Genomic DNA, 24697 nt, shown 5'->3' with positions numbered 1-24697 from the left:
TACTTACCTATTCTGCGGCGATCGACCCTGCGACGTTCTTTAGACGTTCTTCAGTGACCATATAGTCACGAACGAGCGGCACCGCATCCTGTCGCCGGGCGATCTGGATCTGAAACACCATCTGCTGCATGTAGCGGAAAGCCACCTCGCAGCCCGCGAGATAGAATTCCCACATACGGCAGAAGCGATCGTCGTAGCCGGCGGTCTCCTTGATGCGCTCCCGGTTGGCCAGGAAGCGATGCCGCCAGTGGCGCAGGGTCTCTGCGTAATGCAGCCGCAGCACTTCGATATCGGTCACCCACAGGCCGGCCTTCTCGATCGCGGCGAGAACCTCCGACAGGGCAGGCGTGTATCCACCCGGGAAGATGTACTTGCGGAGCCAGGTGTTGGTCCCGCCCGGAGGCTCCATGCGCCCGATCGAGTGCAGCAGCATGACCCCGTCATCGGCCAGCAGGTCCTTCACCTTCCGGAAGTATTCGAGATAATGGGCCGAGCCGACATGCTCGAACATGCCGACCGAGACGATACGGTCGTAGCGGTCCGGCTCCTCGCGGTAATCGATCAACTTGAAACGGACCCGCTCGGCGATGCCGGCATCGGCGGCGCGGCGGTTCGATACGCCATGTTGCTCGCGGGAGAGGGTGACCCCGGTCACGTCGACGTCGAACGAGCGGGCGAGGTAGAGGCCCATGCCGCCCCAGCCCGAGCCGATGTCGAGCACCTTCAGGCCGGGTTTGAGCAGCAGCTTGGCCGCGATGTGCAGCTTCTTGTCGGCCTGCGCGATCTCGAGGGACTCTTTGCCCGTCTTGAAATAGGCGCAGGAATATTGCCGGTCGGGATCGAGGAAGAAGTCATAGAGTTCACCCCGGAGATCGTAGTGATGGGCGACGTTCTTCTGGGCCTTGCCGACGGGATTGTACTGTTCCAGCACGCGCAGCCAGCGCTGGAGCGAATAGGACCAGCGCATAATCGCGGTGGAATCGACGGCGGTGATGTTGCGCCCAAGCAGGTCGAGGAGATCGTAGAGATCGCCCTGCTCGATAGTCAGCCGACCGTCCATGTAGGCCTCGCCCAGGGCGAGCCGCGGACGGAAGGCAAGGCGGAGGCCGGTCCAGTGATCATGAACACGCATGGTCACCGCGGGACCGGCTTTCGCGCCCTTGATCCGATGCGAACGACCCGTCTCATCGACGATCGTCAATTCGCCTTCGTTCACGACCCGGGCAAGCACCTGCGCCAGCAGCACGATGGATCACTCCAAGTTGTCGCTGCCAAAATTCTAGTCCCATCCGCATTTTCGACGCAAACGGATGGCTGCGCAAAATTACCTACGGGCAACTGGGAATAAATCGCATTTGAATTGCCAGTTTTCACCCCGAGTGATATCGGGGCCATTGATACTCACTCGCATCGGAGGAAGACGTGAAGAGACGTGCGCTTGTGAAGGCTGGCCTGGCGTTGGGTTCCGGTGCGTTCATCGCCCGCCGGGCCTGGGCCCAGGGCGGTACGCTCAACCTCTATTCGGCCCGCCACTACAAGACCGACGAGGCGCTGTACGGCAACTTCGCGGATCTGACGGGTGTGAAGATCAACCGCGTCGATGCCGAGCCGGATCCGCTCATCCAGCGGCTTCGCACCGAGGGCGACAAGAGCCCCTGCGACGTTTTCATTACCGTCGATGCCGGCCGCATCGAGCGCGCGCGCGAAATGGGGCTGCTGCAGGCGACCGATTCGGCCGTCCTGGCCAAGGCGATCCCCGCCCATCTGCGCGATCCCGACAACACCTGGTTCGGCTTCTCCAAGCGCGCCCGCATCATCGTGTTCAACAAGGAGAAGATGCAGGCGGCTGCCGGCCCGCAGACCTACGAGGATCTCGCCGACCCGAAGTGGAAGGGCAAGGTCCTGATCCGCTCCTCCGGAAACATCTACAACCAGTCGCTCACCGGCTCGATCCTCGCGGCCGACGGTCCGGAGAAGACGGAAGCCTGGGCCAAGGGCGTTGCCGCCAACCTGGCGCGTCCGCCACGGGGCGGTGACACCGACCAGATCAAGGCCGCCGCAGCGGGCGAGGGCGACGTCGCGGTCGTGAACACCTACTACTTCGTGAACCTGATGCGTTCGTCCAAGCCTGAGGACCGCGAGATCGTGGCCAAGCTGGGCGTGATCTTCCCCAATCAGTCCAACCGCGGCACGCACGTGAACCTGAGCGCGGGCGGCGTCGCCAAACACGCACCGAACAAGCAGGCGGCGGTCAAGTTCCTCGAGTACCTGGTCTCGCCGCCGGCCCAGAAGTACTTCGCCGACGGCAACTCGGAATACCCGGTCGTGGCCTCGGTCGAGCTCTCGCCGGAGCTCAAGGCGCTGGGCACTTTCAAGGAAGACCAGCTCAATGCCCGCGTGTTCGCCCAGAACAACGCCGAGGCGCTGAAGATCATGGACCGCGCGGGCTGGAAGTAGGACGTCCCGACGCCGCCACCGTGCGGCTGAGGAGGATCACCGGTGCAAGCGACACGGTGACGATCAGAATGGATCCGACGGCTGCCTGGGCAAGGCGCTCGTCGGATGCGAAGCGGTAGACCCCGATGGCCAGCGTGTCGAAGTTGAAGGGCCTTATCAGCAGGGTCGCCGGCAGCTCCTTCAGGACCTCGACGAAGGCTACGATGCCGGCCGTCAGGGCAGGCGCCCGCAGCATCGGTATATGGATGCGCCACAGGACATCGCGTGGCTTGGCTCCCAGGATCCGCGCGCTCGCGTCCATGGCCGGATCGATCGCGGCAAGTCCGGGCGCGACGTTGGCCATGCCGACGGCGAGGAAGCGCACGGTATAGGCGACGACCAGGGCGAAGGCGGTCCCGCTCAGCAGCAGGCCGGTCGGCACGCCGAACACCTGCCGCGAGAGCAGATCGAGGCCGTGATCGGCGAATGCCAGCGGCAGCAGGACGCCGACGGCGATGACGGCGCCGGGGATGGCATAGCCCAGCGATGCGAAGGCGATGGTGCGGTGGAGCAGTCGGCGGCGGACGAGACGCCCGGCGTAGCTCAGGAAAACCGCGAGGCTGACGATGATGACGGCCGCCACTGTCGCCAGAATCAGGCTGTTGAAGGCGTCACCGATGAAGCGCTGGTCGGTCATCTGCACCCCCGAAGACAGTGCGAGCTGCGCGAGGTGCGCCGTCGGCACCACGAAGCCGAGCAGGATCGGCAGGGCGCAGGCGGCGAGGGCGGCAAGACCCGCTGGCAGGGCGAGCTGCACCGGTTCGGCGACGTAGCGCAGGTTCGAGGCGATGGTGAAACTCGCCCGTCCGCGCGACCGGTACTCCAGGGCGACGAGCGCCACGGCGATCAGGATGAGAACCATGGAGAGCTGCGCGGCCCCCTCGCGATTGCCCATGCCATACCAGGTCCGGTAGATCGCGGTGGTGAAGGTGTGGATACCGTAATACTGGACGGTGCCGAAGTCGGCGAGCGTCTCCAGCAGCGCCAGAGCGACGCCCGCGGCGATGGCCGGGCGGGCGAGCGGCAGGCCGATCCGCAGGAACGTGCGCCACGGCCCGTTGCCGAGGATGCGGCTCGCTTCGAGCAGGGACTGCGACTGGGCAAGGAACGCCGTACGCGCGGCAAGGTAGACGTAAGGGTAGAGGACCAGCGTGAAGAGCAGCGCGACGCCCTGGGGCGAGCCGAACTGCGGGAACCAGTAGTCGCCGCGGCTCCATCCCATGGCGGCGCGCAGTCCCGATTGCAGCGGGCCAGCGAAGGTCAGCAGGTCGGCATAGGCGTAGCCGATGATGTAGGTCGGCATGACGAGGGGCAGCAGCAACGCCCATTGCAGCACACGGCTTCCGGGGAACCGGCACATCGTGACGAGCCAGGCGGTGCCGGTGCCGATCACCACCGTGCCCAGGCCGACGCCGACCAGCAGGACGATGGTGTTGTGGGCGATGTCGCGGAGCTGCGTCTCGGCCAGGTGACGCCAGAGCTCGCCCTGGGGGCTGAACAGGCTGGAGGCGATGCCGAGCAGCGGCAGCGCGACGACGGCCGCAACGGCGAGGGCGCCCAGTCGCCAGATCACGGATGCACCAAAAGAAAACGCATGCCATCGCGGAGCGATGGCATGCGTTCGAAGCGCTGCGCGGTGCCTGTCGGCACGCGGATTACTTCGGGTCGGCCGGCGTTTCCTCGGCCTCAGCCTCGGCGGTCTCGCCCTCGGCAGCCTCGGCCGACTTGGCCTCGAACAGCGCGGCAGCCTGGTCGGCCGCACGCTGCGCGGCTTCCGCCGCTTCAATCTGCGCACGCTCGGTCTCCGCGACCAGCCTGCCGCCCTTGGAGAGGAACTCGGCCTCTTCGGCGGAGCGGGCGACCAGCACGGAGATCTCGACCACCACTTCCGGATGGAGGTGGATCTTGATCTTGTGCTCGCCCAGCGCCTTGATCGGCTTGTCCAGTTCGACCTGGCTGCGCTCGATCTTGACGCCCTGGGTGGCGGCGCCGTCGGCGATGTCACGCGAGGTGACCGAACCGTAGAGCTGGAGAGCCTCGGAGGCCTGCCGGATGATGATGACCTTGAGGTCGCTCATCTTGGCGCCGACCGCTTCGGCTTCCGAGCGGCGCTCGAGGTTCTGCGCCTCGAGAACCTTACGCTGCGACTCGAAGTAGGTGATGTTGTCCTTGGTCGCGCGCAGCGCCTTCTTCTGCGGCAGGAGGTAGTTGCGGGCGAAGCCGGGCTTCACCTTCACAACGTCGCCCATCTGGCCCAGTTTCGGCACGCGCTCGAGCAGGATGACGTTCATCGGCATGATTGCGTCTCCCGACTAGGCGATGAGGTAGGGCAGGAGGGCCAGGAAGCGGGCGCGCTTGATCGCCTGGGCGAGTTCGCGCTGCTTCTTGGACGAGACTGCCGAGATACGGCTCGGTACGATCTTCCCGCGTTCGGAAATGAAACGCTGCAGAAGGCGCACGTCCTTATAGTCGATCTTCGGGGCGTTGGCGCCGGAGAACGGGCAGCTCTTGCGGCGGCGGGTAAACGGACGACGCTGTGCGCTCATGCTTCTTCTCCCGTTTCAGCGGCCACCGGGGCGGCACCGCCCTCGTCGCCGAAGCGCGAACGCTCGCGACGCGGCGGGCGATCGCCCCAGCGGTCGCCACGATCGCCACCCGGACGGTCGGACTTCTCGGCGCTGCGCACCATGATGGCCGACGGGGCTTCCTCGAGTTCATCGACGCGCACGGTCATGTAGCGGATGATGTCTTCGTTGATCGACATCGTACGCTCCAGCTCCTTCACCGCCGCCGACGGGGCGTCGATGTTGAGCAGGGTGTAGTGACCCTTGCGGTTCTTCTTGATGCGGTAGGTCAGCGAGCGCAGGCCCCAATACTCCTTCTTGGAGACGGTGCCGCCCATGCTGGTGACCAGTTCGGAGAACTGGGTGGTCAGAGCCTCCACCTGCGTCGTCGCAACGTCCTGACGCGCAATGAAGACATTCTCGTAGAGTGCCATGTAGATTCGGCTCCTTATGGCTGTTAGTGACCCGGAGTTCCAAGGAACCGCCCGGATCTAGCCGCCCCACGCGGAATGCACCGGGGCGGCAAGGAGATCGAGGCCGACTGAGGCCCCGAAGAGGCGCGGTTATACAGGCCGGCAGTCCGAAAGCAAGTATTCCCGGTGCGGCTTGACTGCGTCCCGCGCCCCGGTATGACTGCCCGCAATCGCGATGAAAATCATGGGAAAACGCGCATGAGTCGGGCTTTCGTCTTTCCGGGGCAGGGATCGCAGGCTGTCGGCATGGGGGCAGATCTCGCCGGGGCCTTTGCCACCGCCCGGGAGGTGTTCGGTGAGGTGGACGAGGCGCTGAAGCAGAATCTGTCGAAGGTGATGCGGGAGGGCCCGGAGGGCGACCTCGTCCTGACGGAGAACGCCCAGCCCGCCCTCATGGCCGTGAGCGTCGCGGTCACCCGGATCCTGGAGAAGGACGGAGGAAAGCCGCTGTCGTCACTTGCCGCCTATGTCGCGGGCCACTCGCTCGGCGAATATTCGGCGCTTGCCGCCGCCGGCGCCCTGACGCTCGCGGATGCCGCCCGCCTCCTGAAGCTGCGCGGACAGTCCATGCAGAAGGCCGTGCCGGTCGGGGTGGGCGCCATGGCGGCCCTGCTCGGCATCGAGCTGGAAGCCGCTCAGGAGGCCTGCAAGGAAGCGGCCCAGGGCGAGGTCGTCGCGGTCGCCAACGACAATGGCGGCGGGCAGATCGTCGTGAGCGGCCACAAGGAAGCGGTCGAGCGGGCCATCGAGGCCGCCAAATCCCGGGGCTGCAAGCGCGGCATGATGCTGCCGGTGAGCGCTCCCTTCCATTGCCCGCTGATGCAGCCGGCTGCCGATGCCATGAAGGTCGCGCTGGAGGAAGTGGTCCTGACGCCCCCGCGCGTGCCGCTCGTGGCCAACGTGCTGGCCTCTGAACTCTGCGACCCGGCCTCCATCAAGCAGAGGCTGGTGGAACAGGTCACCGGCCTCGTCCGTTGGCGCGAGAGCGTCCAGTATATGAAGACGAAGGGTGTCGACGCCTTGGTCGAATGCGGCACCGGCAAGGTTCTGTCCGGCCTCGTGAAGCGTATCGACAAAGACATGACCGGCATGGCGTTGAACACGCCGGCCGACATCGAAGCCTTCCTGAAGACGGCATAAGGAGAGAGTGCCATGTTCGATCTGACCGGCAAGGCAGCTCTCGTCACCGGCGCATCCGGTGGTATCGGCGGGGCGATCGCGCGGGCACTGCATAAGCAGGGCGCGACCGTCACGCTGTCGGGGACACGCGCGGAGGCCCTGGAGCAGCTCAAGGCGTCGCTCGGCGAGCGGGCTCACGTGGTCGCAGCCAGGATGGACGATCCGGCCGACATCGACCGGCTGGCCAAGGAGGCGGAAGCCGCGATGGGCGGCAAGCTCGACATCCTCGTGAACAATGCCGGCATCACGCGCGACAACATCTCGATGCGGATGAAGGACGAGGAATGGGAAAAGGTCCTGCAGGTGAACCTGACGGGGACCTTCCGCCTGATCCGCGCGTCGATGCGGGGGATGATGAAGCGGCGCTTCGGCCGGGTCGTGAACATCACCTCCATCGTTGGCGTCACCGGCAATCCGGGGCAGGCGAACTATGCGGCGGCCAAGGCCGGCCTGATCGGCATGTCGAAGTCGCTGGCGCAGGAGCTGGCGTCGCGCGGCATCACCGTGAACTGCCTGGCGCCGGGCTTCATTGCCACGCCGATGACCGACGTGCTGACGGACGACCAGAAAAAAGCCATTCTCGGGCGCGTCCCTGCCGATCGGCTCGGCACGCCCGAAGAGATTGCGGCCGGCGTGGTCTATCTCGCCAGCGACGAGGCCGCCTACGTCACGGGTCAGACGCTGCACATCAACGGCGGGATGGCGATGATCTGAGGGACAGGCCTACAAGTGCCTGATTCTGTGGGCTTTTCGGACCTAGCCAATGGCCCGGGAGCTATGTTAAGAGCCCGGCATTCGCCAACCCCCTGGCGACCGGAATTAGTTGGATAGACGGGAAGGACAAGAAATGAGCGATATTGCCGAGCGCGTTAAGAAGATCGTCGTCGAGCATCTCGGCGTCGAAGCCGCGCAGGTCAAGGAAGAGGCCAAGTTCATCGATGATCTGGGCGCGGACAGCCTCGACACGGTCGAGCTGGTGATGGCGTTCGAGGAAGAGTTCGGTATCGAAATTCCCGATGACGCGGCGGAGAAGATCCAGACCGTCGGCGATGCCATCGGCTTCATCAAAGGCACCGCGAAGTCCTGATCTTCACCGGTTCCTGAAAGAGGAAGGGCGGAAGATGAGGCGTGTTGTCGTAACCGGCATGGGGATGGTCACGCCGTTGGGTGACGGCGTGGACACGAACTGGCGCCGCCTGATGGCGGCGGAGTCCGGCATCCGGTCGATCCAGGCTTTCGACACTTCGGATCTCGCGACAAAGATCGCGGGCGAGGTGCCCCAGGGCGACAAGGCAAACGGCCACTTCAACGTGGACGACTACCTTGCGCCCAAGGAGCAGCGGAAGCTCGACAAGTTCATCATCTTCGGAATCGCGGCCGCCCAGCAGGCGGTCGAGGATTCCGGATGGATGCCGCAGGACGAGGAAGGTCTCAACCGGACCGGCGTCATGATCGGCTCTGGGATCGGTGGTCTCCAGACGATCTACGAGACGTCGCTGGTCCTTAAGGAGCGGGGACCTCGCCGCGTCAGCCCGTTCTTCATTCCCTCCGCCCTCATCAACCTCGTGTCGGGGCAGGTTTCGATCAAGTACGGCTTCAAGGGGCCGAACCACGCCGTCGTCACGGCCTGTGCAACCGGCGCGCACGCCATTGGCGATGCGGCCCGGTTGATCCAGTACGAGGATGCCGACGTCATGGTGGCCGGCGGCGCCGAAGCGGCGATCTGCCGGATCGGCATCGCGGGCTTCAATGCCTGCAAGGCGCTTTCGACCGATTTCAACGATACGCCGACGCAGGCCTCGCGCCCCTGGGACAAGCGGCGCGATGGCTTCGTAATGGGCGAGGGCGCCGGCTGCCTCGTGCTCGAGGAATACGAGCATGCCAAGAAGCGCGGCGCCAAGATTTACGCCGAAATTCTGGGCTACGGCCTGTCGGGCGACGCCTATCACATCACGGCTCCGTCCGAGGATGGCGACGGTGCGGTGCGCGCCATGAAGGCGGCGCTGAAGCGAGCCAATCTCGGTACGGACCAGATCGACTATGTGAACGCTCATGGCACGTCGACAATGGCCGACGTGATCGAACTCGGCGCCGTGAAGCGCACCTTCGGTCAGGATGTCCACGCTCTCTCGATGTCGTCGACCAAGTCGGCCACCGGCCATCTGCTGGGCGCGGCCGGCGCGATCGAGGCGATCTATGCCATCAAGTCCCTGATCGATCAGGCGGTTCCGCCGACGCTCAATCTCGACGAGCCGGACGAGGGCTGCGACATCGATCTCGTGCCGAAGCAGGCCAAGCAGCGCAAGGTTCGCCACGCGCTGAGCAACTCGTTCGGCTTCGGTGGCACCAACGCGTCCCTGATCGTCGGACCCGTCTGATTTCTTTCTGAGGAGCTGAGTCATGCTCAGCTACTTCCGCTGGGTTCTCTTCTTCATCGCGCTGTTCGTCACCCTGATGGGCGGCTCGGTCTATGTCGGCCACGTCATCCTCACGGCCCAGGGGCCGCTCGAGCAGACGAAGAACATCGTGATCCCGCGCGGCGCTGGACCGACCACCATGTCCAAGCTGCTGCAGGAAGAGGGTGTCATCGCCCATCCGCGCCTGTTCCGCGTGGCACTGATGATCGATCCCTCGCCCAAGCCCATCAAGGCGGGAGAGTACGAGGTGCCGGCCCATACCTCGATGCAGGCGCTCGTCGAGCTCCTGCAGTCGGGCAAGGTCGTGCAGCGACGCCTCACGATTCCAGAGGGCATGACGACGCCCGAAGTGCTGGAGCTGGTTCGCAAGACCGAAGCGCTTGCGGGCGACATCACGCTCGACGTGAAGGAGGGAGATCTCCTGCCGGAGACCTACTTCTATTCGCGCGACGACACCCGCGACGGGCTGCTGCTGCGCATGAAGGAGGCGATGGAGAAGACGCTGGACGAGGCGTGGCGCAAGCGCGCCGCCGGACTTCCGCTCGCCAACAAGCGCGAGGCGCTGATCCTGGCGTCGATGGTCGAGAAGGAGACGGCGGTGCCGTCCGAGCGCACCCGCGTGGCCGCGGTCTTCATCAACCGGCTGCGCCGTCGCATGAAGCTCGAGAGTGACCCGACCACCATCTACGGCCTGACCGAAGGCAAGGCGCCGCTCGGCCGCGACCTGACGCGCACCGACCTGCAGTCGAACACGCCGTTCAACACCTATGTGATCGCCGCCCTGCCGCGCGGGCCGATCTGCAATCCGGGCCGTGCATCCATCGTCGCGGCGACCAATCCGGCGCGCGACCGCTCGCTCTTCTTCGTGGCCGACGGGCAGGGCGGTCACGCATTTGCCCTCACGCTGCCGGAGCACAATCGCAACGTCGAGCGTTGGCGCCAGATCCAGCGCGAGCGGGCGGAATCCCAACCTCAAACCCAGCCGCAGACGCCGGCGCTACAGGCGCCAACGACCCGGCAGTAGCATGCCGGCAGCGCTCCTTCTGGCGCTTCTCGCATTTGCCGCCATCGCCTTGGTCGTCGCCTGGTTCCTGCGGGCAAATCCCTCCTCGCTGGCACGCGTCCTGCGTGTCTTCATGGTGGTTCTGGGGGGTATCGGCGTGGCCGGCTTGCTCATATTCGGCCTGCGCTTTCTGCCCGGCCTCTTGCCGGAATTGCTGGGCCTGGCGGGCGTCGCCATCACGGCCCTGATTGCCCGCGCGGTGCGGCAGCGGGCTTCGGGCGGCTTCAGTTCACCCGGTACGGGCCAGCGGACGGAGGTCAGAACGGCCTTCCTGCAGGCGTGGATCGACCATGGCAGCGGCGACGTCGGCGGGACGGTGCTGGCGGGGCGCTTCGCGGGGCGCGCCCTCGACGTGCTCGGGGACGGCGAGCTCCTGGAACTGCGGGAGGAATGCGCCCGCGATGCCGATTCGCTGAGAGTGCTCGAAGCCTATCTCGACCGGCGACTCGGCGCCGACTGGCGCGCCGCCCGGCAGGCCCCCCCGCAGGGCGGTCCACGGGCCGACATGACGCGCGACGAGGCGCTTGCGGTCCTCGGACTCGAACGAGGCGCCACCGCGGAAGAGATTCGCGCAGCCCATCGGCGGCTCATTCAGCGCATGCACCCGGATGTCGGAGGGACAGCGGATCTGGCGGCGCGCATCAACCGCGCCAAGGATGTCCTGCTTGCCGGTTGATCTTGCCAGGCAGAGCGTCGACATGGCATCAAGCCAGCCGTGGGCCTGCCACCATCCTGTCAAATCATTGATTCTAATATACAATCCAGACACCAAGTGAGGTCGATAAGCATGGCGCAGCGTGTTCGTAAAGCGGTCCTGCCCGTCGCCGGTCTGGGAACGCGTTTCCTGCCTGCGACCAAAGCCATGCCGAAGGAGATGCTGACGGTCGTCGACCGCCCCCTCATCCAGTATGCGGTGGAGGAGTGCCTCGCCGCCGGCATTGAGGAATTCGTCTTCGTCTCCGGGCGCAACAAGGGCGCATTGGAGGATCATTTCGATCACGCCTACGAACTCGAAGCGACCTTGGAGCAGCGCAAGAAGGCGCCCGAACTGCAGCTGACACAGGGCGCGACGATCAAACCCGGCAATGCCATCTTCACGCGTCAGCAGAAGCCGCTCGGCCTCGGACACGCGGTGTGGTGCGCCCGCCACTGGATCGGAAACGAGCCGTTCGCCGTCCTGCTGCCGGACGAACTCACGATCGACACGCCGAGCTGCATCGGCCAGCTGGTGATGGCACATGAGAATACGGGCGGCAGCGTCGTGGCCGTCATGGACGTGCCCCGGGAGCAGACCAAGAGCTACGGCATCGCGGCCGTGAAGAACGAGCAGGGCAACCTGTCGGAAATCACCGGGATGGTGGAAAAGCCCAGGCCGGAAGAGGCACCTTCGACCCTGGCCCTGATCGGCCGTTACGTGCTGCTGCCCGAAGTCTTCGAGCATCTGGACCGGCACGAGACCGGTGCCGGCGGCGAAATACAGCTCACGGACGCGATGGCGAAGATGATCGGTCATAAACCGTTCCACGCGCTGCGCTATGCTGGACAGCGCTACGACTGCGGCAATCGACTCGGCTTCCTCGAGGCGAACGTCGCCGTAGCCCTGCACCGCGCCGACACTGCCGCGGAGACGCGGGCCCTTCTTGGTCGTTTCGTGAAAGGCTGACCAAATGCGTATCGCTATGATCGGATCGGGCTATGTCGGCCTGGTTTCCGGAGCGTGTTTTGCCCACTTCGGCCACGACGTGATCTGTGTCGACAAGGATGCGGCCAAGATAGAGCGGCTGCGCAAGGGCGAGATTCCGATTTTCGAACCGGGGCTCGACAAGCTCGTCGCCGACAATGCGCGGGCGGGCCGTCTCAGCTTCAGTACCCAGCTGGGCGATGCGGTCGGGGATGCCGATGCCGTCTTCATCGCCGTCGGCACGCCGACGCGTCGCGGCGATGGTCATGCCGACCTGTCCTACGTCTATGCCGCGGCCGCGGAAATCGCCCAGGCCATCCGCGGCTACACGGTCGTGGTGAACAAGTCGACGGTGCCGGTCGGTACGGGCCGCGAGGTAGCCCGAATCATTCGCGAGTCGAATCCTGCCGCGGAGTTCGATGTCGCCTCCAATCCCGAATTCCTGCGCGAGGGCGCGGCGATCGAGGACTTCATGAAGCCCGACCGCGTCGTGATCGGCGTCGAAAGCCAGCGCGCGCAGGACGTGATGTCGATGGTCTATCGCCCGCTCAATCTCATCCAGACGCCGATGGTCTTCACCAACATCGAGACGGCCGAGGTCACCAAGTACGCGGGCAATGCCTTCCTCGCGGCGAAGATCACGTTCATCAACGAGATCGCCGATCTCTGCGAGAAGGTTGGGGCCGACGTGCATGACGTGGCGCGCGGGATCGGGCTCGATGGCCGAATCGGTCGGAAATTCCTGCATCCGGGGCCGGGCTTCGGCGGTTCGTGCTTCCCCAAGGACACGCTTGCGCTGGCCTACACCGCGCGCGAGGTCGATGCGCCCCAGACGCTCGTCGAGCAGGTCATTCAGGTGAACAACAGCCGCAAGAAGAAGATGGCGCAGAAGGTCATCGACTTCTGCGGCGGCTCGGTCGCGGGGCTCACGATCGGCGTGCTGGGGCTGACGTTCAAGGCAAACACCGACGACATGCGCGACGCGCCGTCCCTCGACATCGTGCCCGCGCTCCAGGCTGCCGGCGGCAGGATCGTGGCCTTCGATCCCGAGGGGATGATCGAAGCCGCACGTCTTATGAAAGACGTGATCTTCGCCGAGAATGCCTATGAGGCGGCCACCGGGGCCGACGTGCTGGTGGTGATCACCGAATGGCACGAGTTCCGTGGCCTCGACGCGCGGCGCATCAAGGAAGTCATGCGACAGCCCCGAATCGTCGACCTGCGCAACATCTTCGATCCCGCGGAGATGCGGTCGCTCGGCTTCGCCTATGACAGTATCGGCCGGCCCATCGCGCACGGCTGACTGTCCTTACGGTCCCTTTCCGGAGTCATATAAATGAGCCAGATGGCGCACAAGTTCGATCCGAGTATCTTGCGTGAGTACGACATCCGGGGAATCGTGGGCGACACGGTTCATGCCGCGGATGCGCGGGCGATCGGACGCACCCTGGGCACCCTCGTGCGTCGCAACGGCGGCAAGCGCGTGGCGCTGGGCTACGACGGAAGGCTGAGTTCTCCCGAACTCGCCGCCGCCTGCATCGAGGGCCTGACTGCCGCGGGGATCGATGTGGTCGATATCGGTCTCGCCGCGACGCCGATGCTCTACTTCGCGGTCTACCATCTCGAGGCCGATGGCGGGATCCAGATCACGGGATCGCACAATCCGCCGGACTACAACGGCTTCAAGATGATGATGGGCAAGAAGTCGTTCTTCGGGGCCGACATCCAGAAGCTCGGCGAGATGGCCGGGAAGGGCGACTGGGAAACGGGGGAAGGCAAGGTCGAGAAGCGTGCGATCCTGGCCGACTATGCCGCGCGGCTCCTGCGCGACGTCAAGCCCGGCAAGAAGCTCAAGGTCGCGTGGGATACCGGCAACGGGGCGGTCGGAGTTTCGATTCGGTCGGTCGTCGACAAGCTCGAAGGCGAACATTTCGTGCTGAACGAAAAGGTCGACGGGACCTTTCCGGCGCATCACCCGGATCCCACCGTGCCGAAGAACCTGGAGCAGCTCATTGCCGAGGTGAAGGCACGGGGCTGCGACCTGGGCATCGCCTTCGACGGCGACGGCGACCGCATCGGCGCCGTCGATGGCAAGGGACGCATCCTGTGGGGCGACCAGCTTCTGGTCCTGTGGGCGCGCGACGTTCTCAAGACCCATCCCGGCGCCACCATCATCGCCGACGTGAAGGCCAGCCAGGTCCTGTTCGACGAGATCGCCAAGGCCGGCGGCAAGCCGCTGATGTTCAAGACCGGCCATTCCCTGATCAAGAGCAAGATGGCCGAGATCGGCTCGCCGCTAGCCGGCGAGATGAGCGGTCACGTCTTCTTCGCCGACACTTTCTACGGCTTCGACGACGCCCTTTACTGCGGGCTGCGGCTTCTCAACATCGTGGCGAACGCCAAGGAGAGCCTCGCGGAGATGCGCGACGGGCTGCCGCAGCCGGTCAACACGCCCGAGCTGCGCTTCGATTGCCCCGACGACCAGAAGTTCGGCGTGGTCGAAAAGGTCAAGGCGCGCCTGCAGAAGGACGGCGCCGAGTTCTCCGATATCGACGGCGTGAGGGTCAGCACCAAAGACGGATGGTGGCTGCTGCGTGCGTCGAACACGCAGCCGGTGCTGGTGGCGCGCTGCGAGGCGGCCGACGATGCCGGCCTCGAGCGACTGATGGCCGACCTGAAGGCCGCCTTGGCGGCGTGCGGCGTGGATCTCCCGGACGACGCCGCGTCCGGCCATCACTGATGCGCTTCTTCTTCTACGGCACGTTGCTCGATCGCGACGTGACGGCTCTGGTTCTGGGGCGGCGGTTGCCGCCTCAGGCCTATGTGGCGGCAAGACTGCAGGGGCATGAAAGACGGCGCGTGCAGGGCGCCACCTATCCCATCGTCATCGCGGATCCATGCGGCGAGGTGCCAGGCGCGGTCGTGGGCGGCCTCAGCGACCGGGATATCGCGCATCTCGCAGCCTATGAAGGACCCGGTTACCGGATCGCGCCGCTTCGGGTGAAGCTGCAGGGCCGGATTACCGAAGTCTCGGTCTTCGAGCCCATCCAGTCGCGTCTGATGCCCAGCCCGGAATTATGGGACCTGGTGCTGTGGCAGCGCCGTCACAAGCGCTCGTTCGTCGATCGACTGAGGAAAGCGCTCAGCGTGCACCCGGCGTATTCCAGGCCGTGACCTGGAGCGCCGCGCAATAGACCTTGCGCTTCTCGAGCCGCTTGCAGCCCTCGATGGCCTGGTCCTGCGACAGGTTGATCAGCCGCGCCCGATGGAAGACGCGGTTCGCCATCTGAACCTCGTCGACGATCGCCGAAGCCGAACGCGCATCGGGAAGGGCGGCGGTCGCCCGTTCCAGGGCGGCCTGGGCCGCTTGCGGCTCGCTGAAGGATCCGACCTGGATCACCCAGCTGCCGAGCGCGGGCGTGTCCGCTGCGGCCGGCGGAGCGGCGGTGAAAGCGGCGGGGGCGGCCGGCGTCGCCGGGGCGGGCGGGACGAAGCCCGCATACTTGGGGTTGACCTGCTTCGAGGGGGTCGCCGGCGGCCGGTACGCCTCGGCGAAGCTGGCGCCGGGATCGAACTGGGCCGCCGTGTAGCGCGCCGATGCCGGCTTGCGGACCGAGGTCCAGGGCGAAAGTTGCATGGCCTGCGCCAGAGCGAAGCCGCGATCCATGAGGGCGGCCATCGTCCGGTCGCGCTGGGCGGCGCTGGTGCCGCCCATGACCACGCCGATCAGCCGGCGGTTGTCGCGCACCGCCGACATCACGAGGTTGAAGCCAGAGGCGTTGGTGTAGCCGGTCTTCAATCCGTCGGCGCCGTCGTAGTTGCCGAGCATGCGGTTATGGTTCTCGAGAGTGCGGCCGCGATAGGGGTAGCTCTGCACCGAGAAGATCGCATAGTAGTGCGGATAGTCGCGCAACAGCGCGTTGGCGAGCTTCGCCAGGTCGCGGGCGGTGGTGACCTGCTCGCTGTTGGGCAGGCCGGAGGCATTCCGGAACACCGTCGAGCTCATGCCCAGCTGGCGCGCCTTCTGCGTCATGAGCCGGGCGAAGGCTTCCTCGCTGCCGGCGAGGCCTTCGGCCAGGAGGACCGCCGCGTCGTTGGCCGAGCGGGTGACCAGCGCCATCGTGGCATCGCGCACGTTTACCGTGCCGCCGGGCGTCATCCCCATCTTCGTGGGCGGCGCGTTCAGGGCATTCACGGACACCGGCAGGCCGTCGCCGAGGGACAGCCGACCCGAATCCAGTGCCGAGAAGGTGAGGTAGATCGTCATCAGCTTGGTGACCGAGGCCGGATGACGAAGTTCATCCGCGCGATCCGAGGCCAGCTCGCGGCCGCTCGTCGCGTCGACGATCAGGTAGGAATCCTTTGCCGTCACCCCCGGATTGGCGACCCAGGAGGAGGAGGTGTTGCGTGAGGCGGCTTTGGCGCGCGCCTTGGCGGGCGGGGCGGCCCGCTTGACCGACTTCGCCTGGGTCTGGGCGTCAACAGGGGAGGGCGCGAGCGAGGCACCGAGGAAAAGAATGCTGACGGCGAGCCAAGAAAAGCCGACCGCAATTCGCCTGAGGGGAAATGTCATTGCGAATACGCCACACGCGAAATCAGATTCTTGTGCCCATTCAACCGCTTATGAGCAATTGCTAGAACTTTACTAAAGTTTGTGGGGCTATGCAACGCAAGTCATGCCGCTCTGCTGCCCCAGTTGGTTCGGATTATGCAATTCTCTCATTAGGAGGCGTGATGAAGGCATTTCTGCTGGCGCTGGGGGTCCTGACCGCGATTTCGGCGAGTCCCGCTCTTGCTCAGCGGCCGGACCGCAATGTCGAATTGCCGGTCGTGCGCAGTTTTCATTGGTTCGACTTCGTTGCGGCCAATGACATCCGCGCCGCCTGCGTGCCGGGCGGGCGAAGCCATCTCAGACTCATCTACAATGCCCTCTGGGAGGAGCAGGTCCGCGCCTATGACATCTACCTGCAGCCCGACGGCGTGGCCGGAATGAACATCGGCGTGCTGGAGGGGCAGGGCAATGTCACGACCGGCATCACCAACATGCTCATCTCCAATCCGAAGGATATCTTCGCGCCGTGGAGCATGAAGGGCGGCCAGCGCATCCTGACCTTCGAGGAGACGCGCGAACTCATGGCCTCGCTCGAGGAAAGCCGCGCCTTTGGTCCTCCCAAGGATGGAATGCGCCTGCCCGACAACGACTTCTGGTGGACCGTTGCCTCCTGCCGGAATGGCGTGTGGGGTTTCCAAGCCTATCACTATCCGACCGATGGCTTTGCAAACGTCACGTTCGCAGCCCGGCTGTTCTCGTGGGACAAGGTGCCGATCCCGGTCAATCCGCCGCGCAAGCTGGAGCCCGCCGAGCTGCGCCGCGACTGGAACGCGCCGCTCCACCGGGCCCGTGCCGATCGCTGGATGCTGGTGGTCGGAAAGGACGGTCTGCGGCCGAGGTAGCGGAATCCGTAACGCTACCTATATAATTCACGGGTGGTTTGGTTTTGGAGCGTGACGACGACGATGGATTTTCTGCGCAACGCAGGCGAATGGCGGCTCGGCGGGGCGGACGACCCTCCGCAACAGCCGCCCGGTGGGCCTCCCCAGCAGCCGCCCCGCCGGGACGACGGCGAAGGTGACGATGGCCGTACCGGCGCGTTGACGCTCACGCGGACGCGGACGAAGAAGCCGTCGATGTACAAGGTGCTGATGCTGAACGACGACTACACGCCGATGGAGTTCGTGGTCGACGTTCTGCAGAACATCTTCCAGAAGAATCGCGAAGAGGCGACCGAGGTCATGCTGCACGTCCACCAGAAGGGCGTGGGGGTCTGCGGCGTCTATACGTATGAGATCGCCGAGACCAAGGTCACGCAGACGGTGGATTACGCGCGCAAGAATCAGCACCCTCTCCAGTGCACGTTGGAGAAAGAGTAACGACGGCCGAGAGTAGTTCGTTTTTCCAGTCGAGGTGGTTCGATGTCCATGCTGTCCAAGAACCTCGAGAAGTCCCTGCATCGCGCCTTCGGGCTCGCAGGCGAGCGTCGCCATGAATATGCGACGCTGGAGCATCTGCTGTTGTCCATGACCGAGGACGAGGATGCCGTTCCCGTGCTCAAGGCGTGCGGGGTCGACATCGACCGTCTGCGGCACGATCTGGAGACGTTCGTCGACAACCGCCTCAAGGGCATCATCACGCAGAGCGCGAGCGAGCCGTTGCCCACCGCCGGTTTCCAGCGCGTGGTCCAGCGGGCAGCCGTGCACGTGCAGTCGTCGGGCCGCAACGAGGTGACGGGCGCCAACGTGCTGGTCGCGTTGTTCTCCGAGCGCGACAGCCACGCCGTCTCGTTCCTCGAGAACCAAGGCATGACCCGCCTCGATGCGGTCGACTATATCAGTCACGGCAAGGCCAAGGTGCCCGGCCGCACGCGCACGCGCCGCGTCAGCGGCTCGGAGGAAGAGGCGGGCGGCGAGGCCGCTGCCAAGCAGGGCAACGAGGCGCTCGCGACCTACTGCGTCGACCTCAACCAGAAGGCCCGGGACGGGCGCGTCGATCCGCTGATCGGCCGCGAACACGAGGTCGAGCGCACCATCCAGGTCCTGTGCCGGCGCACCAAGAACAACCCGCTCTATGTCGGCGAGCCCGGCGTGGGAAAGACGGCGATCGCCGAAGGCCTTGCGCGCAAGATCGTCGATGGCGAGGTGCCGGAAGTCCTGAAGGAAGCCGTCATCTACTCGCTCGACATGGGCGCCCTGCTGGCGGGCACCCGCTATCGCGGCGACTTCGAGGAGCGGCTGAAGGCCGTCCTGACCGAGCTCAAGAAGAAGCCGCACTCGGTCCTCTTCATCGACGAGATCCACACGATCATCGGCGCCGGCGCGACCTCGGGCGGATCGATGGACGCGTCGAACCTGCTGAAGCCCTCGCTGCAGTCGGGCGAACTGCGCTGCATCGGCTCGACGACCTACAAGGAGTACCGCAACTACTTCGAGAAGGATCGCGCTCTGGTGCGACGCTTCCAGAAGATCGACGTGCCTGAGCCCACGATCAGCGATGCCGTCGAGATCATGCGCGGCCTGAAGCCGGTCTACGAGAAGCACCATCACGTGAGTTTCACCGACGACGCCATCAAGGCGGCCGTCGAGCTGTCGGCCCGCTACATCCACGACCGCAAGCTGCCCGACAAGGCGATCGACGTGATCGACGAGGTCGGGGCCGCCCAGATGCTGCGTGCGCCAGGCGACCGCAAGACGGTGATCGAGGTGAGTGACATCGAGGACGTCGTCGCCAAGATCGCCCGCATCCCGCCGAAGTCGGTTTCCAAGGACGACACCGAGATGCTGCGCACCATCGACCGCGACCTGAAGACGGTGGTGTTCGGTCAGGACCATGCGATCGACCAGCTCGCCGCGTCGATCAAACTCGCCCGCGCCGGTCTTCGCTCGCCGGAGAAGCCGATCGGCAGCTACCTGCTGGCCGGCCCGACCGGCGTCGGCAAGACCGAGGTGACGCGTCAGCTCGCGCGCCTGCTCGGCCTGGAGGTCATCCGCTTCGACATGTCGGAGTACATGGAGCGGCACAGCGTCTCCCGGCTGATCGGTGCCCCGCCGGGCTATGTCGGCTTCGACCAGGGCGGCCTGCTCACCGACAAGGTGAACCAGCATCCCCATTGCGTCGTGCTGTTCGACGAGATCGAGAAGGCCCATCCGGACGTCTTCAACGTCCTGCTGCAGGTGATGGATTACGGCAAGCTCACCGACCATAACGGCCGGACGGTGGACTTCCGCAACGTCATCCTCTGCATGACGACCAACGCCGGCGCCGCCGACATCGCCAAGCCTGCCTTGGGCTTTGGCCGCGAGCAGCGGCACGACGAAGACAACGAGGCGATCAACCGCATGTTCGCCCCGGAGTTCCGGAACCGTCTGGACGCGATCATCAAGTTCGCCAGTCTCGGCCCGGAATCGATGGGCAAGGTGGTCGACAAGTTCGTCGCGGAGCTCGAGGTCCAGCTCGCCGACCGCAAGGTCTTCATCGAGCTGACCGATGGTGCGCGCCGCTGGCTGGCGGAGAAGGGCTACGACAGGCTGTTCGGCGCCCGTCCGCTCGGCCGGGTGATCCAGGAATATGTGAAGAAGCCGCTGGCCGAGGAGGTGCTGTTCGGCAAGCTCTCCGACGGCGGCACGGTGCGGGTCGACGTCGATGCGCCGGGCGAGGCTGGCAAGCTCGTCTTCACCTTCCTGCCGCCTGAGCGGGGGGCGTTGCCGCCCGCGAGCCAGGAACCGGTGCTCGCCGAATAGTGAGTGCGTTCAAGCCTCTCTGGATCGCCTTTCGCGCCGCGGTGCTTGCCACCGCGGTGTTCTGGGTGGTCCTGTTCATCGTCGACAAGATCGGATGGCAGGCGCCGCTCGGTCTGACCGACCAGCTCGTCTTCTTCGTCGTATTCTTCTTCGGCGTCCTGATGGCCAAGTAGGCCGTCAGGTCTCGTTCTCTTTCCGGAACGGCGAATACTGCATCAGCCCTTCGATCTCCTGCTGCACGGCGGGCCGCTCGCGCTTGAGGTAATCGTCGACGGCGCGGCGGAAGTTCGGGTCGGAGATCCAGTGGGCTGAGTAGGTCGGTACCGGCAGGTAGCCGCGCTGGATCTTGTGGTCGCCCTGCGCGCCTGCTTCGACCCGCGCCAGCCCATGGGCGATCGCATAGTCGATGGCCTGGTAGTAGCAGGCCTCGAAATGCAGGAAGGCGTGGCTCTCGAGGCAGCCCCAGTAGCGCCCGTAGAGCGTATCGTCGCCCCGGAGATTGAGCGCGCCGCCGACGGGACGGCCATCGGCCTCGGCCAGAACCAGCACCACCTTGTCGGCCATGGTGGCGCCGAGGATGTCGAAGAAGGACCGCGTCAGATAGGGCGTGCCCCATTTGCGGCCGCCGGTATCCATGTAGAAGGCGAAGAAGGCATCCCAGTGGTCGGGCCGGATGTCGGGGCCGCTCAGCGTGTGGATGACGAGGCCCTCGCGTCGCACGGCCTCGCGCTCCTTGCGGATCGCCTTGCGCTTGCGCGAGGAGAGTGCCGCCAGGAAATCGTCGAAGGTCCGGTAGCCGTCGTTGCTCCAGTGATATTGCTGCCCCAGCCGCAGCAGCCAGCCGCGTTCGCCGAAACGCTTCCACTCCTCTTCCGTGCAGAAGGTGGCGTGGACCGAGCTGATGTTGTTGTCGCCTGCGACCTTGGCCAGCATGTCGATCAGGGCGTCGCGCACGCCGTCCGCCAGCGGTCCCGGGCGGGCGAACAGGCGCGGGCCGGGAACCGGCGTGAAGGGGACGGCGACCTGGAGCTTGGGATAGTAGCGGCCGCCCGCGCGTTCGAGTGCCTGGGCCCAGCCATGGTCGAACACATACTCGCCCTGGGAATGGCTCTTCATGTAGAGAGGGGCGGCCCCCTGGAGCGTCCCGTCGTCCGATTCGGCCAGCAGGTACTGGGGCTGCCAGCCGGTGCGGCGTCCGACCGATTTCGAGTCCTCCAGCGCCTTGAGGAAGCGATAGCTCAGGAACGGGCTGCCGGCGGATCCCGGCGCGAGCGCACAGGCATCCCATTGGGCGGCGTCGACCGCTGCAAGCGTATCGACGATGCGCAGGCCGATCGTCGGGGCATCATCCGGCATGAGGGCAGCATAGCGCGAATCGTGCCAGCACGATGGCCAATCGTTGCCGCTGTTTCTACTCGGCAGGCTTGTGGTGGCGGGCCATCTCGTCCGGCGAGCGGCTGAAGCGGCGGGTCGCCCACAGGCTCAGACGGTCGATATAGATCAGCATCACCGGCACGACGACCAGGGTCAGCAGGGTCGAGCTGATCAGGCCGCCGATCACGGCGTGCGCCATCGGGGCGCGCTGCGTGGCGCCTTCGCCCAGGCCCAGCGCCAGCGGCAGCATGCCGAACACCATGGCGAGCGTGGTCATCAGGATGGGCCGCAACCGGATCGAACCGGCCTCGAGCAGGGCCTCGTTGACCGGCGTTCCGCGCTCTCGCGCCTGGTTGAAGAAGTCGACCAGCAGGATGGCGTTCTTGGTGACCAGGCCCATCAGCATGATGAAGCCGATGGCCGAGAAGATGTTGAGCGTCGTGCCGGCCACCAGCAGGCCGAGGAACACGCCGATCAGCGACATCGGCAGGGACATCATGATGGCGATCGGCTGCAGGAAGCTGCCGAACTGGGAGGCCAGGATGAGGTAGATCAGGATGACGGCCATGAGGAGCGCCTGGCCGGCATAGGCGGCACTCTCGGCCATGTCCTTGGTCGAGCCCCCGAACACGAAGCGGTAGCCGGGCGGCAGCTTGATCGCGGTCAGGACCTGCTGCAGGTCGCTCGACACCTCGCCGGCCGAGCGGGCGTGGACGTTGGCGGTAATCTGGACTTCACGGTTGAGGTCGCGGCGATTGATCTGCGAGGCGCCGACATCGGTCACGACGTCGGCGACCTGCGCGATGTGGACCATGCGCGGCAGCCCGTTGGGCTCGGTGCCGGCGGTGAACCAGACGCGGTGCAGGTCGGCGATGCCGGTGCGGTCGTCGGTCGGCAGACGGACCATGACCATGTAGTTTTCGCCATCGGGCGCCCGCCACAAGCTGGTCTCGTCGCCGGCGAAGAGGGGCCGAAGCGACTGGGCGACCGCAGCGGTGCCCAGGCCGAGGTCGGACGCCGCATCGCGGCGCAGGCGGACCGACAGGATCGGCTTGGCGGCCTTGAGGTTGCGGTCGAGATCAACCAGGCCGCGGATGCCGGCGGCGCGCTTCATCACGTCCTGCGAGATGGCGTCCAGCACGTTGGTGTCGGGGCCCTGCAGCGAGAGCTGGAGCTGCTTCTGGACGCCGCCGCCCGGTCCGCCCGGGATGTTGATGGAAACCAGGATGCCCGGGATGCTGGCGAGCCGTTCGCGAATCGGCTGGGCAAGCTGCTCGGGCGAGCGCTTGCGATCCTTCAGCGGCTTCAGCTTGAGATAGAGGCTCGCCTGGTTCTTGCCGTTGGCGTAGCCGGTATTGACCGTGCCGTAGGTGTAGTCGATCTCGGGAAACTCGCGCAGCGCGGCGTCGACCTGCCGCAGCTTGGCTTCGGTATATTCCAGCGACGAGCCGACCGGCGTCTCGATGCTGACCACCTGTTCGCCGAGGTCGGCCTGCGGCACGAACTCGAAGCCGATGTACTTCGGCAGCGCGAAGCTGCCGACGAAGGTCGCGAGCGCGATCAGCAGGGTGGTCTTGGGCCAGCGCAGCGCCCAGGCGAGCACGACGCGATAGACGCCGTTGGCCTTTTCCTGGGTGCTGTTGACGATGCGGGCGAAACGGCCGTTGCCATGGGCCTGGGGGTCGTACCAGACCGACGACAGCATGGGGTCGAGGGTGAACGACACGAAGAGAGAGATCAGCACGGCGGCCGAGACCATGACGCCGAACTGGAAGAAGAAGCGGCCGATGATGCCGCCCATGAAGGCCACGGGCAGGAACACCGCCACGATGCAGAAGGTGGTGGCGAGCACGGCGAGGCCGATCTCGTTGGTGCCGTCGATGGCGGCCTGGCGGTGCGACTTGCCGAAGCCGATATGACGCATGATGTTCTCGCGCACCACGATCGCATCGTCGATCAGGATGCCGATGGCGAGGCTGAGAGCCATCAGCGTCAGCACGTTCATGGTGAAGCCGAAGGCCGCCATCACCATGAAGGCGCCGAACACCGAAATCGGCAGGGCAAGGCCGGTGATCACCGTGCTGCGCCATGAATGCAGGAACAGGAAGACGATGGCGATGGTGAGCAGGCCACCCTCGATCATCGTCTGCTGGACGTTGTCGACCGAGTTCTGGATGCCGCGCGAGCTGTCGCGCACGATCTCGAGCTTCACGTCCGCGGGCAGGGAGGACTGCAGTTCGGCCACCGCGCGGCGTACGCCGCGGGCCACCTCGATCGTGTTGGAGCCCTGGGTCTTCACCACGTCGATGGCAAGCGCCCGTTCGCCGTTCAGGGTGGCGACGTTTTCCAGCTCCTGCTGGCCGTCGACAACGGTGGCGACCTGGCGGAGATAGACGGGGGCCTGGCCGCGGCGGGCCACGATCAGGTCGGCGAAGTCGCCCGGATCGACGACGCGGCCGGTGACTTCGATCACGCGGTCGTCGTTGCCGCGCTGGACGTTGCCGGCGGGGAAGTTCTGATTCTCGTCCTTGATGGCCCGCATGATGTCGTTCACGCCGACGCGCAGCGCGTGCATGCGACCGGGATCGAGCTCGATGTTGATCTGCCGCTTCAGGCCGCCGGCGATCGTGGCGCGGCCGACGTCGCGGACGGTCTGCAGGCGCTTGATGATGATCTGGTCGGCGAGCGTCGTGAGGTCCCGCACCGATCGGACGTCGGAGCGCACTGCAATCGACACGATGGGCTGGTCGTCGGGATTGAAGCGCTGGATCAGCGGCTCCTTGATCTCCGGCCGGAACGAGGCCCGCACCATCTGGACCTTCTCGCGGACGTCCTGCATGGCGACGGCGGAGGGGACCGACAGTTCGAACTCGGCGATGACGATCGACTTGCCCTCGAGCGAGCGGGAGGTCAGCGTCTTGAGGCCGGCGATGGCGTTGACCGATTCCTCGATCTTGCGGCTGATCTCGCTCTCGACCGTCTCCGGCGAGGCGCCGGGATAGTCGGTGGTCACCACGACGATGGGGAAGTCGACGTTGGGAAACTGGTCGATGCCGAGCTGGCGATAGGAGAACAATCCCATCACCAGCAACGCCACCATCATCATGGTGGCGAAGACCGGATTGTCGACCGCGATCTGGGTGAGCTTCACGGCC

Annotated in this window: 23 protein-coding genes; 15 read left to right on the top strand and 8 right to left on the bottom strand. The window is 65.5% G+C overall.

Annotated elements, in window-relative coordinates:
* Positions 1–7 precede the first annotated feature (7 nt).
* A complete protein-coding gene (locus ACO07K_RS13180; RefSeq protein ID WP_422036387.1) occupies positions 8–1246 on the bottom strand; it encodes a class I SAM-dependent methyltransferase in 1239 nt (412 codons plus the stop codon).
* A 176-nt stretch (positions 1247–1422) separates the two neighbouring features.
* Between ACO07K_RS13180 and ACO07K_RS13175 the strand changes: the two genes are divergently transcribed.
* Positions 1423–2457 carry a Fe(3+) ABC transporter substrate-binding protein gene (locus ACO07K_RS13175; RefSeq protein WP_422036386.1) on the top strand — a complete coding sequence of 345 codons (1035 nt, stop codon included), beginning with the start codon at positions 1423–1425 and terminating at the stop codon, positions 2455–2457.
* Here the strand turns inward: ACO07K_RS13175 and ACO07K_RS13170 are convergent.
* The 4 genes from ACO07K_RS13170 to rpsF all read right to left on the bottom strand — a co-directional run bounded on the left by ACO07K_RS13170 (position 2432) and on the right by rpsF (position 5494).
* Entirely contained in the window at positions 2432–4069 is a 1638-nt protein-coding gene (locus ACO07K_RS13170; protein WP_422036385.1) for an ABC transporter permease, read from the bottom strand. The genes ACO07K_RS13175 and ACO07K_RS13170 overlap by 26 nt on opposite strands.
* Positions 4070–4151: 82 nt before the next feature.
* The gene (gene rplI / locus ACO07K_RS13165) at positions 4152–4793 is read right to left on the bottom strand and encodes a 50S ribosomal protein L9 (RefSeq protein ID WP_422036384.1); all 642 of its coding nucleotides are present in this window, start codon (positions 4791–4793) and stop codon (positions 4152–4154) included.
* A 15-nt stretch (positions 4794–4808) separates the two neighbouring features.
* Positions 4809–5042: a 30S ribosomal protein S18 gene (gene rpsR, locus ACO07K_RS13160; RefSeq protein WP_295135841.1), complete on the bottom strand. Its 234-nt coding sequence runs from the start codon at positions 5040–5042 to the stop codon at positions 4809–4811.
* Positions 5039–5494, bottom strand: coding sequence for a 30S ribosomal protein S6 (gene rpsF / locus ACO07K_RS13155; protein WP_422036383.1), 456 nt, complete (start codon positions 5492–5494; stop codon positions 5039–5041). The genes rpsR and rpsF overlap by 4 nt, the downstream gene beginning before the upstream one ends.
* Positions 5495–5731: 237 nt before the next feature.
* On the opposite strand from rpsF, the gene fabD reads away from it, so the two are divergent.
* From fabD to ACO07K_RS13105, 10 genes are all read left to right on the top strand, one after another.
* Complete coding sequence (gene fabD / locus ACO07K_RS13150; RefSeq protein WP_422036382.1) at positions 5732–6673, top strand: ACP S-malonyltransferase; 942 nt, start codon at positions 5732–5734, stop codon at positions 6671–6673.
* A 12-nt stretch (positions 6674–6685) separates the two neighbouring features.
* On the top strand, positions 6686–7426 hold the full coding sequence (gene fabG, locus ACO07K_RS13145) for a 3-oxoacyl-[acyl-carrier-protein] reductase (protein ID WP_422036381.1): 741 nt from the start codon (positions 6686–6688) through the stop codon (positions 7424–7426).
* Positions 7427–7559: 133 nt separating this feature from the next.
* Positions 7560–7799, top strand: coding sequence for an acyl carrier protein (locus tag ACO07K_RS13140; protein ID WP_295135853.1), 240 nt, complete (start codon positions 7560–7562; stop codon positions 7797–7799).
* Between the two features lie 34 nt (positions 7800–7833).
* Positions 7834–9090 (top strand): beta-ketoacyl-ACP synthase II, encoded by a 1257-nt coding sequence (fabF, locus tag ACO07K_RS13135; protein WP_422036380.1) that lies wholly within the window; start codon positions 7834–7836, stop codon positions 9088–9090.
* 22 nt (positions 9091–9112) lie between these two features.
* A complete protein-coding gene (mltG, locus tag ACO07K_RS13130) occupies positions 9113–10153 on the top strand; it encodes an endolytic transglycosylase MltG (RefSeq protein WP_422036379.1) in 1041 nt (346 codons plus the stop codon).
* Position 10154: 1 nt separating this feature from the next.
* A complete protein-coding gene (locus ACO07K_RS13125; RefSeq protein ID WP_422036378.1) occupies positions 10155–10868 on the top strand; it encodes a DnaJ domain-containing protein in 714 nt (237 codons plus the stop codon).
* A gap of 111 nt (positions 10869–10979) precedes the next feature.
* Positions 10980–11855 (top strand): UTP--glucose-1-phosphate uridylyltransferase GalU, encoded by an 876-nt coding sequence (gene galU / locus ACO07K_RS13120; RefSeq protein WP_422036377.1) that lies wholly within the window; start codon positions 10980–10982, stop codon positions 11853–11855.
* 4 nt (positions 11856–11859) lie between these two features.
* Positions 11860–13176 (top strand): UDP-glucose dehydrogenase family protein, encoded by a 1317-nt coding sequence (locus ACO07K_RS13115; protein WP_422036376.1) that lies wholly within the window; start codon positions 11860–11862, stop codon positions 13174–13176.
* A 33-nt stretch (positions 13177–13209) separates the two neighbouring features.
* A complete protein-coding gene (gene pgmG / locus ACO07K_RS13110) occupies positions 13210–14613 on the top strand; it encodes a phosphoglucomutase/phosphomannomutase PgmG (protein WP_422036375.1) in 1404 nt (467 codons plus the stop codon).
* Positions 14613–15047: a gamma-glutamylcyclotransferase family protein gene (locus ACO07K_RS13105; RefSeq protein WP_422036374.1), complete on the top strand. Its 435-nt coding sequence runs from the start codon at positions 14613–14615 to the stop codon at positions 15045–15047. The genes pgmG and ACO07K_RS13105 overlap by 1 nt, the downstream gene beginning before the upstream one ends.
* Here ACO07K_RS13105 and ACO07K_RS13100 read toward each other — a convergent pair.
* A complete protein-coding gene (locus ACO07K_RS13100) occupies positions 15016–16446 on the bottom strand; it encodes a D-alanyl-D-alanine carboxypeptidase family protein (protein WP_422036373.1) in 1431 nt (476 codons plus the stop codon). The genes ACO07K_RS13105 and ACO07K_RS13100 overlap by 32 nt on opposite strands.
* A 161-nt stretch (positions 16447–16607) precedes the next feature.
* Here ACO07K_RS13100 and ACO07K_RS13095 point away from each other — a divergent pair, with 161 nt between their 5' ends.
* From ACO07K_RS13095 to ACO07K_RS13080, 4 genes are read left to right on the top strand one after another with little or no spacing between them, the layout of a single operon-like run.
* Positions 16608–17327 carry a hypothetical protein gene (locus ACO07K_RS13095; RefSeq protein WP_422036372.1) on the top strand — a complete coding sequence of 240 codons (720 nt, stop codon included), beginning with the start codon at positions 16608–16610 and terminating at the stop codon, positions 17325–17327.
* A gap of 51 nt (positions 17328–17378) precedes the next feature.
* Complete coding sequence (gene clpS, locus ACO07K_RS13090; protein WP_422036371.1) at positions 17379–17804, top strand: ATP-dependent Clp protease adapter ClpS; 426 nt, start codon at positions 17379–17381, stop codon at positions 17802–17804.
* Between the two features lie 42 nt (positions 17805–17846).
* Complete coding sequence (clpA, locus tag ACO07K_RS13085; RefSeq protein ID WP_422036370.1) at positions 17847–20168, top strand: ATP-dependent Clp protease ATP-binding subunit ClpA; 2322 nt, start codon at positions 17847–17849, stop codon at positions 20166–20168.
* Positions 20168–20341 carry a hypothetical protein gene (locus tag ACO07K_RS13080; RefSeq protein ID WP_422036369.1) on the top strand — a complete coding sequence of 58 codons (174 nt, stop codon included), beginning with the start codon at positions 20168–20170 and terminating at the stop codon, positions 20339–20341. The genes clpA and ACO07K_RS13080 overlap by 1 nt, the downstream gene beginning before the upstream one ends.
* A 4-nt stretch (positions 20342–20345) precedes the next feature.
* On the opposite strand, the gene ACO07K_RS13075 is transcribed toward ACO07K_RS13080, so the two are convergent.
* A complete protein-coding gene (locus ACO07K_RS13075) occupies positions 20346–21524 on the bottom strand; it encodes a GNAT family N-acetyltransferase (RefSeq protein WP_422036368.1) in 1179 nt (392 codons plus the stop codon).
* 55 nt (positions 21525–21579) lie between these two features.
* On the bottom strand, positions 21580–24693 hold the full coding sequence (locus tag ACO07K_RS13070; RefSeq protein WP_422036367.1) for an efflux RND transporter permease subunit: 3114 nt from the start codon (positions 24691–24693) through the stop codon (positions 21580–21582).
* Positions 24694–24697 lie beyond the last annotated feature (4 nt).

The sequence above is a fragment of the Reyranella sp. genome, assembly GCF_965228225.1.
GTDB lineage: Bacteria > Pseudomonadota > Alphaproteobacteria > Reyranellales > Reyranellaceae > Reyranella.
The sequence above is the reverse complement of the archived record's forward strand: the minus strand, read 5'-3'. Positions and strand labels throughout refer to the sequence as shown.

Coding starts and splice junctions, on each gene's coding strand:
- rplI (WP_422036384.1), bottom strand. CDS start 4,793: ATGCCGATGAACGTCATCCTGCTCGAGCGCGTGCCGAAACTGGGCCAG.
- rpsR (WP_295135841.1), bottom strand. CDS start 5,042: ATGAGCGCACAGCGTCGTCCGTTTACCCGCCGCCGCAAGAGCTGCCCG.
- rpsF (WP_422036383.1), bottom strand. CDS start 5,494: ATGGCACTCTACGAGAATGTCTTCATTGCGCGTCAGGACGTTGCGACG.
- fabD (WP_422036382.1), top strand. CDS start 5,732: ATGAGTCGGGCTTTCGTCTTTCCGGGGCAGGGATCGCAGGCTGTCGGC.
- fabG (WP_422036381.1), top strand. CDS start 6,686: ATGTTCGATCTGACCGGCAAGGCAGCTCTCGTCACCGGCGCATCCGGT.
- ACO07K_RS13140 (WP_295135853.1), top strand. CDS start 7,560: ATGAGCGATATTGCCGAGCGCGTTAAGAAGATCGTCGTCGAGCATCTC.
- fabF (WP_422036380.1), top strand. CDS start 7,834: ATGAGGCGTGTTGTCGTAACCGGCATGGGGATGGTCACGCCGTTGGGT.
- mltG (WP_422036379.1), top strand. CDS start 9,113: ATGCTCAGCTACTTCCGCTGGGTTCTCTTCTTCATCGCGCTGTTCGTC.
- ACO07K_RS13125 (WP_422036378.1), top strand. CDS start 10,155: ATGCCGGCAGCGCTCCTTCTGGCGCTTCTCGCATTTGCCGCCATCGCC.
- galU (WP_422036377.1), top strand. CDS start 10,980: ATGGCGCAGCGTGTTCGTAAAGCGGTCCTGCCCGTCGCCGGTCTGGGA.
- ACO07K_RS13115 (WP_422036376.1), top strand. CDS start 11,860: ATGCGTATCGCTATGATCGGATCGGGCTATGTCGGCCTGGTTTCCGGA.
- pgmG (WP_422036375.1), top strand. CDS start 13,210: ATGAGCCAGATGGCGCACAAGTTCGATCCGAGTATCTTGCGTGAGTAC.
- ACO07K_RS13105 (WP_422036374.1), top strand. CDS start 14,613: ATGCGCTTCTTCTTCTACGGCACGTTGCTCGATCGCGACGTGACGGCT.
- ACO07K_RS13100 (WP_422036373.1), bottom strand. CDS start 16,446: ATGACATTTCCCCTCAGGCGAATTGCGGTCGGCTTTTCTTGGCTCGCC.
- ACO07K_RS13095 (WP_422036372.1), top strand. CDS start 16,608: ATGAAGGCATTTCTGCTGGCGCTGGGGGTCCTGACCGCGATTTCGGCG.
- clpA (WP_422036370.1), top strand. CDS start 17,847: ATGTCCATGCTGTCCAAGAACCTCGAGAAGTCCCTGCATCGCGCCTTC.
- ACO07K_RS13075 (WP_422036368.1), bottom strand. CDS start 21,524: ATGCCGGATGATGCCCCGACGATCGGCCTGCGCATCGTCGATACGCTT.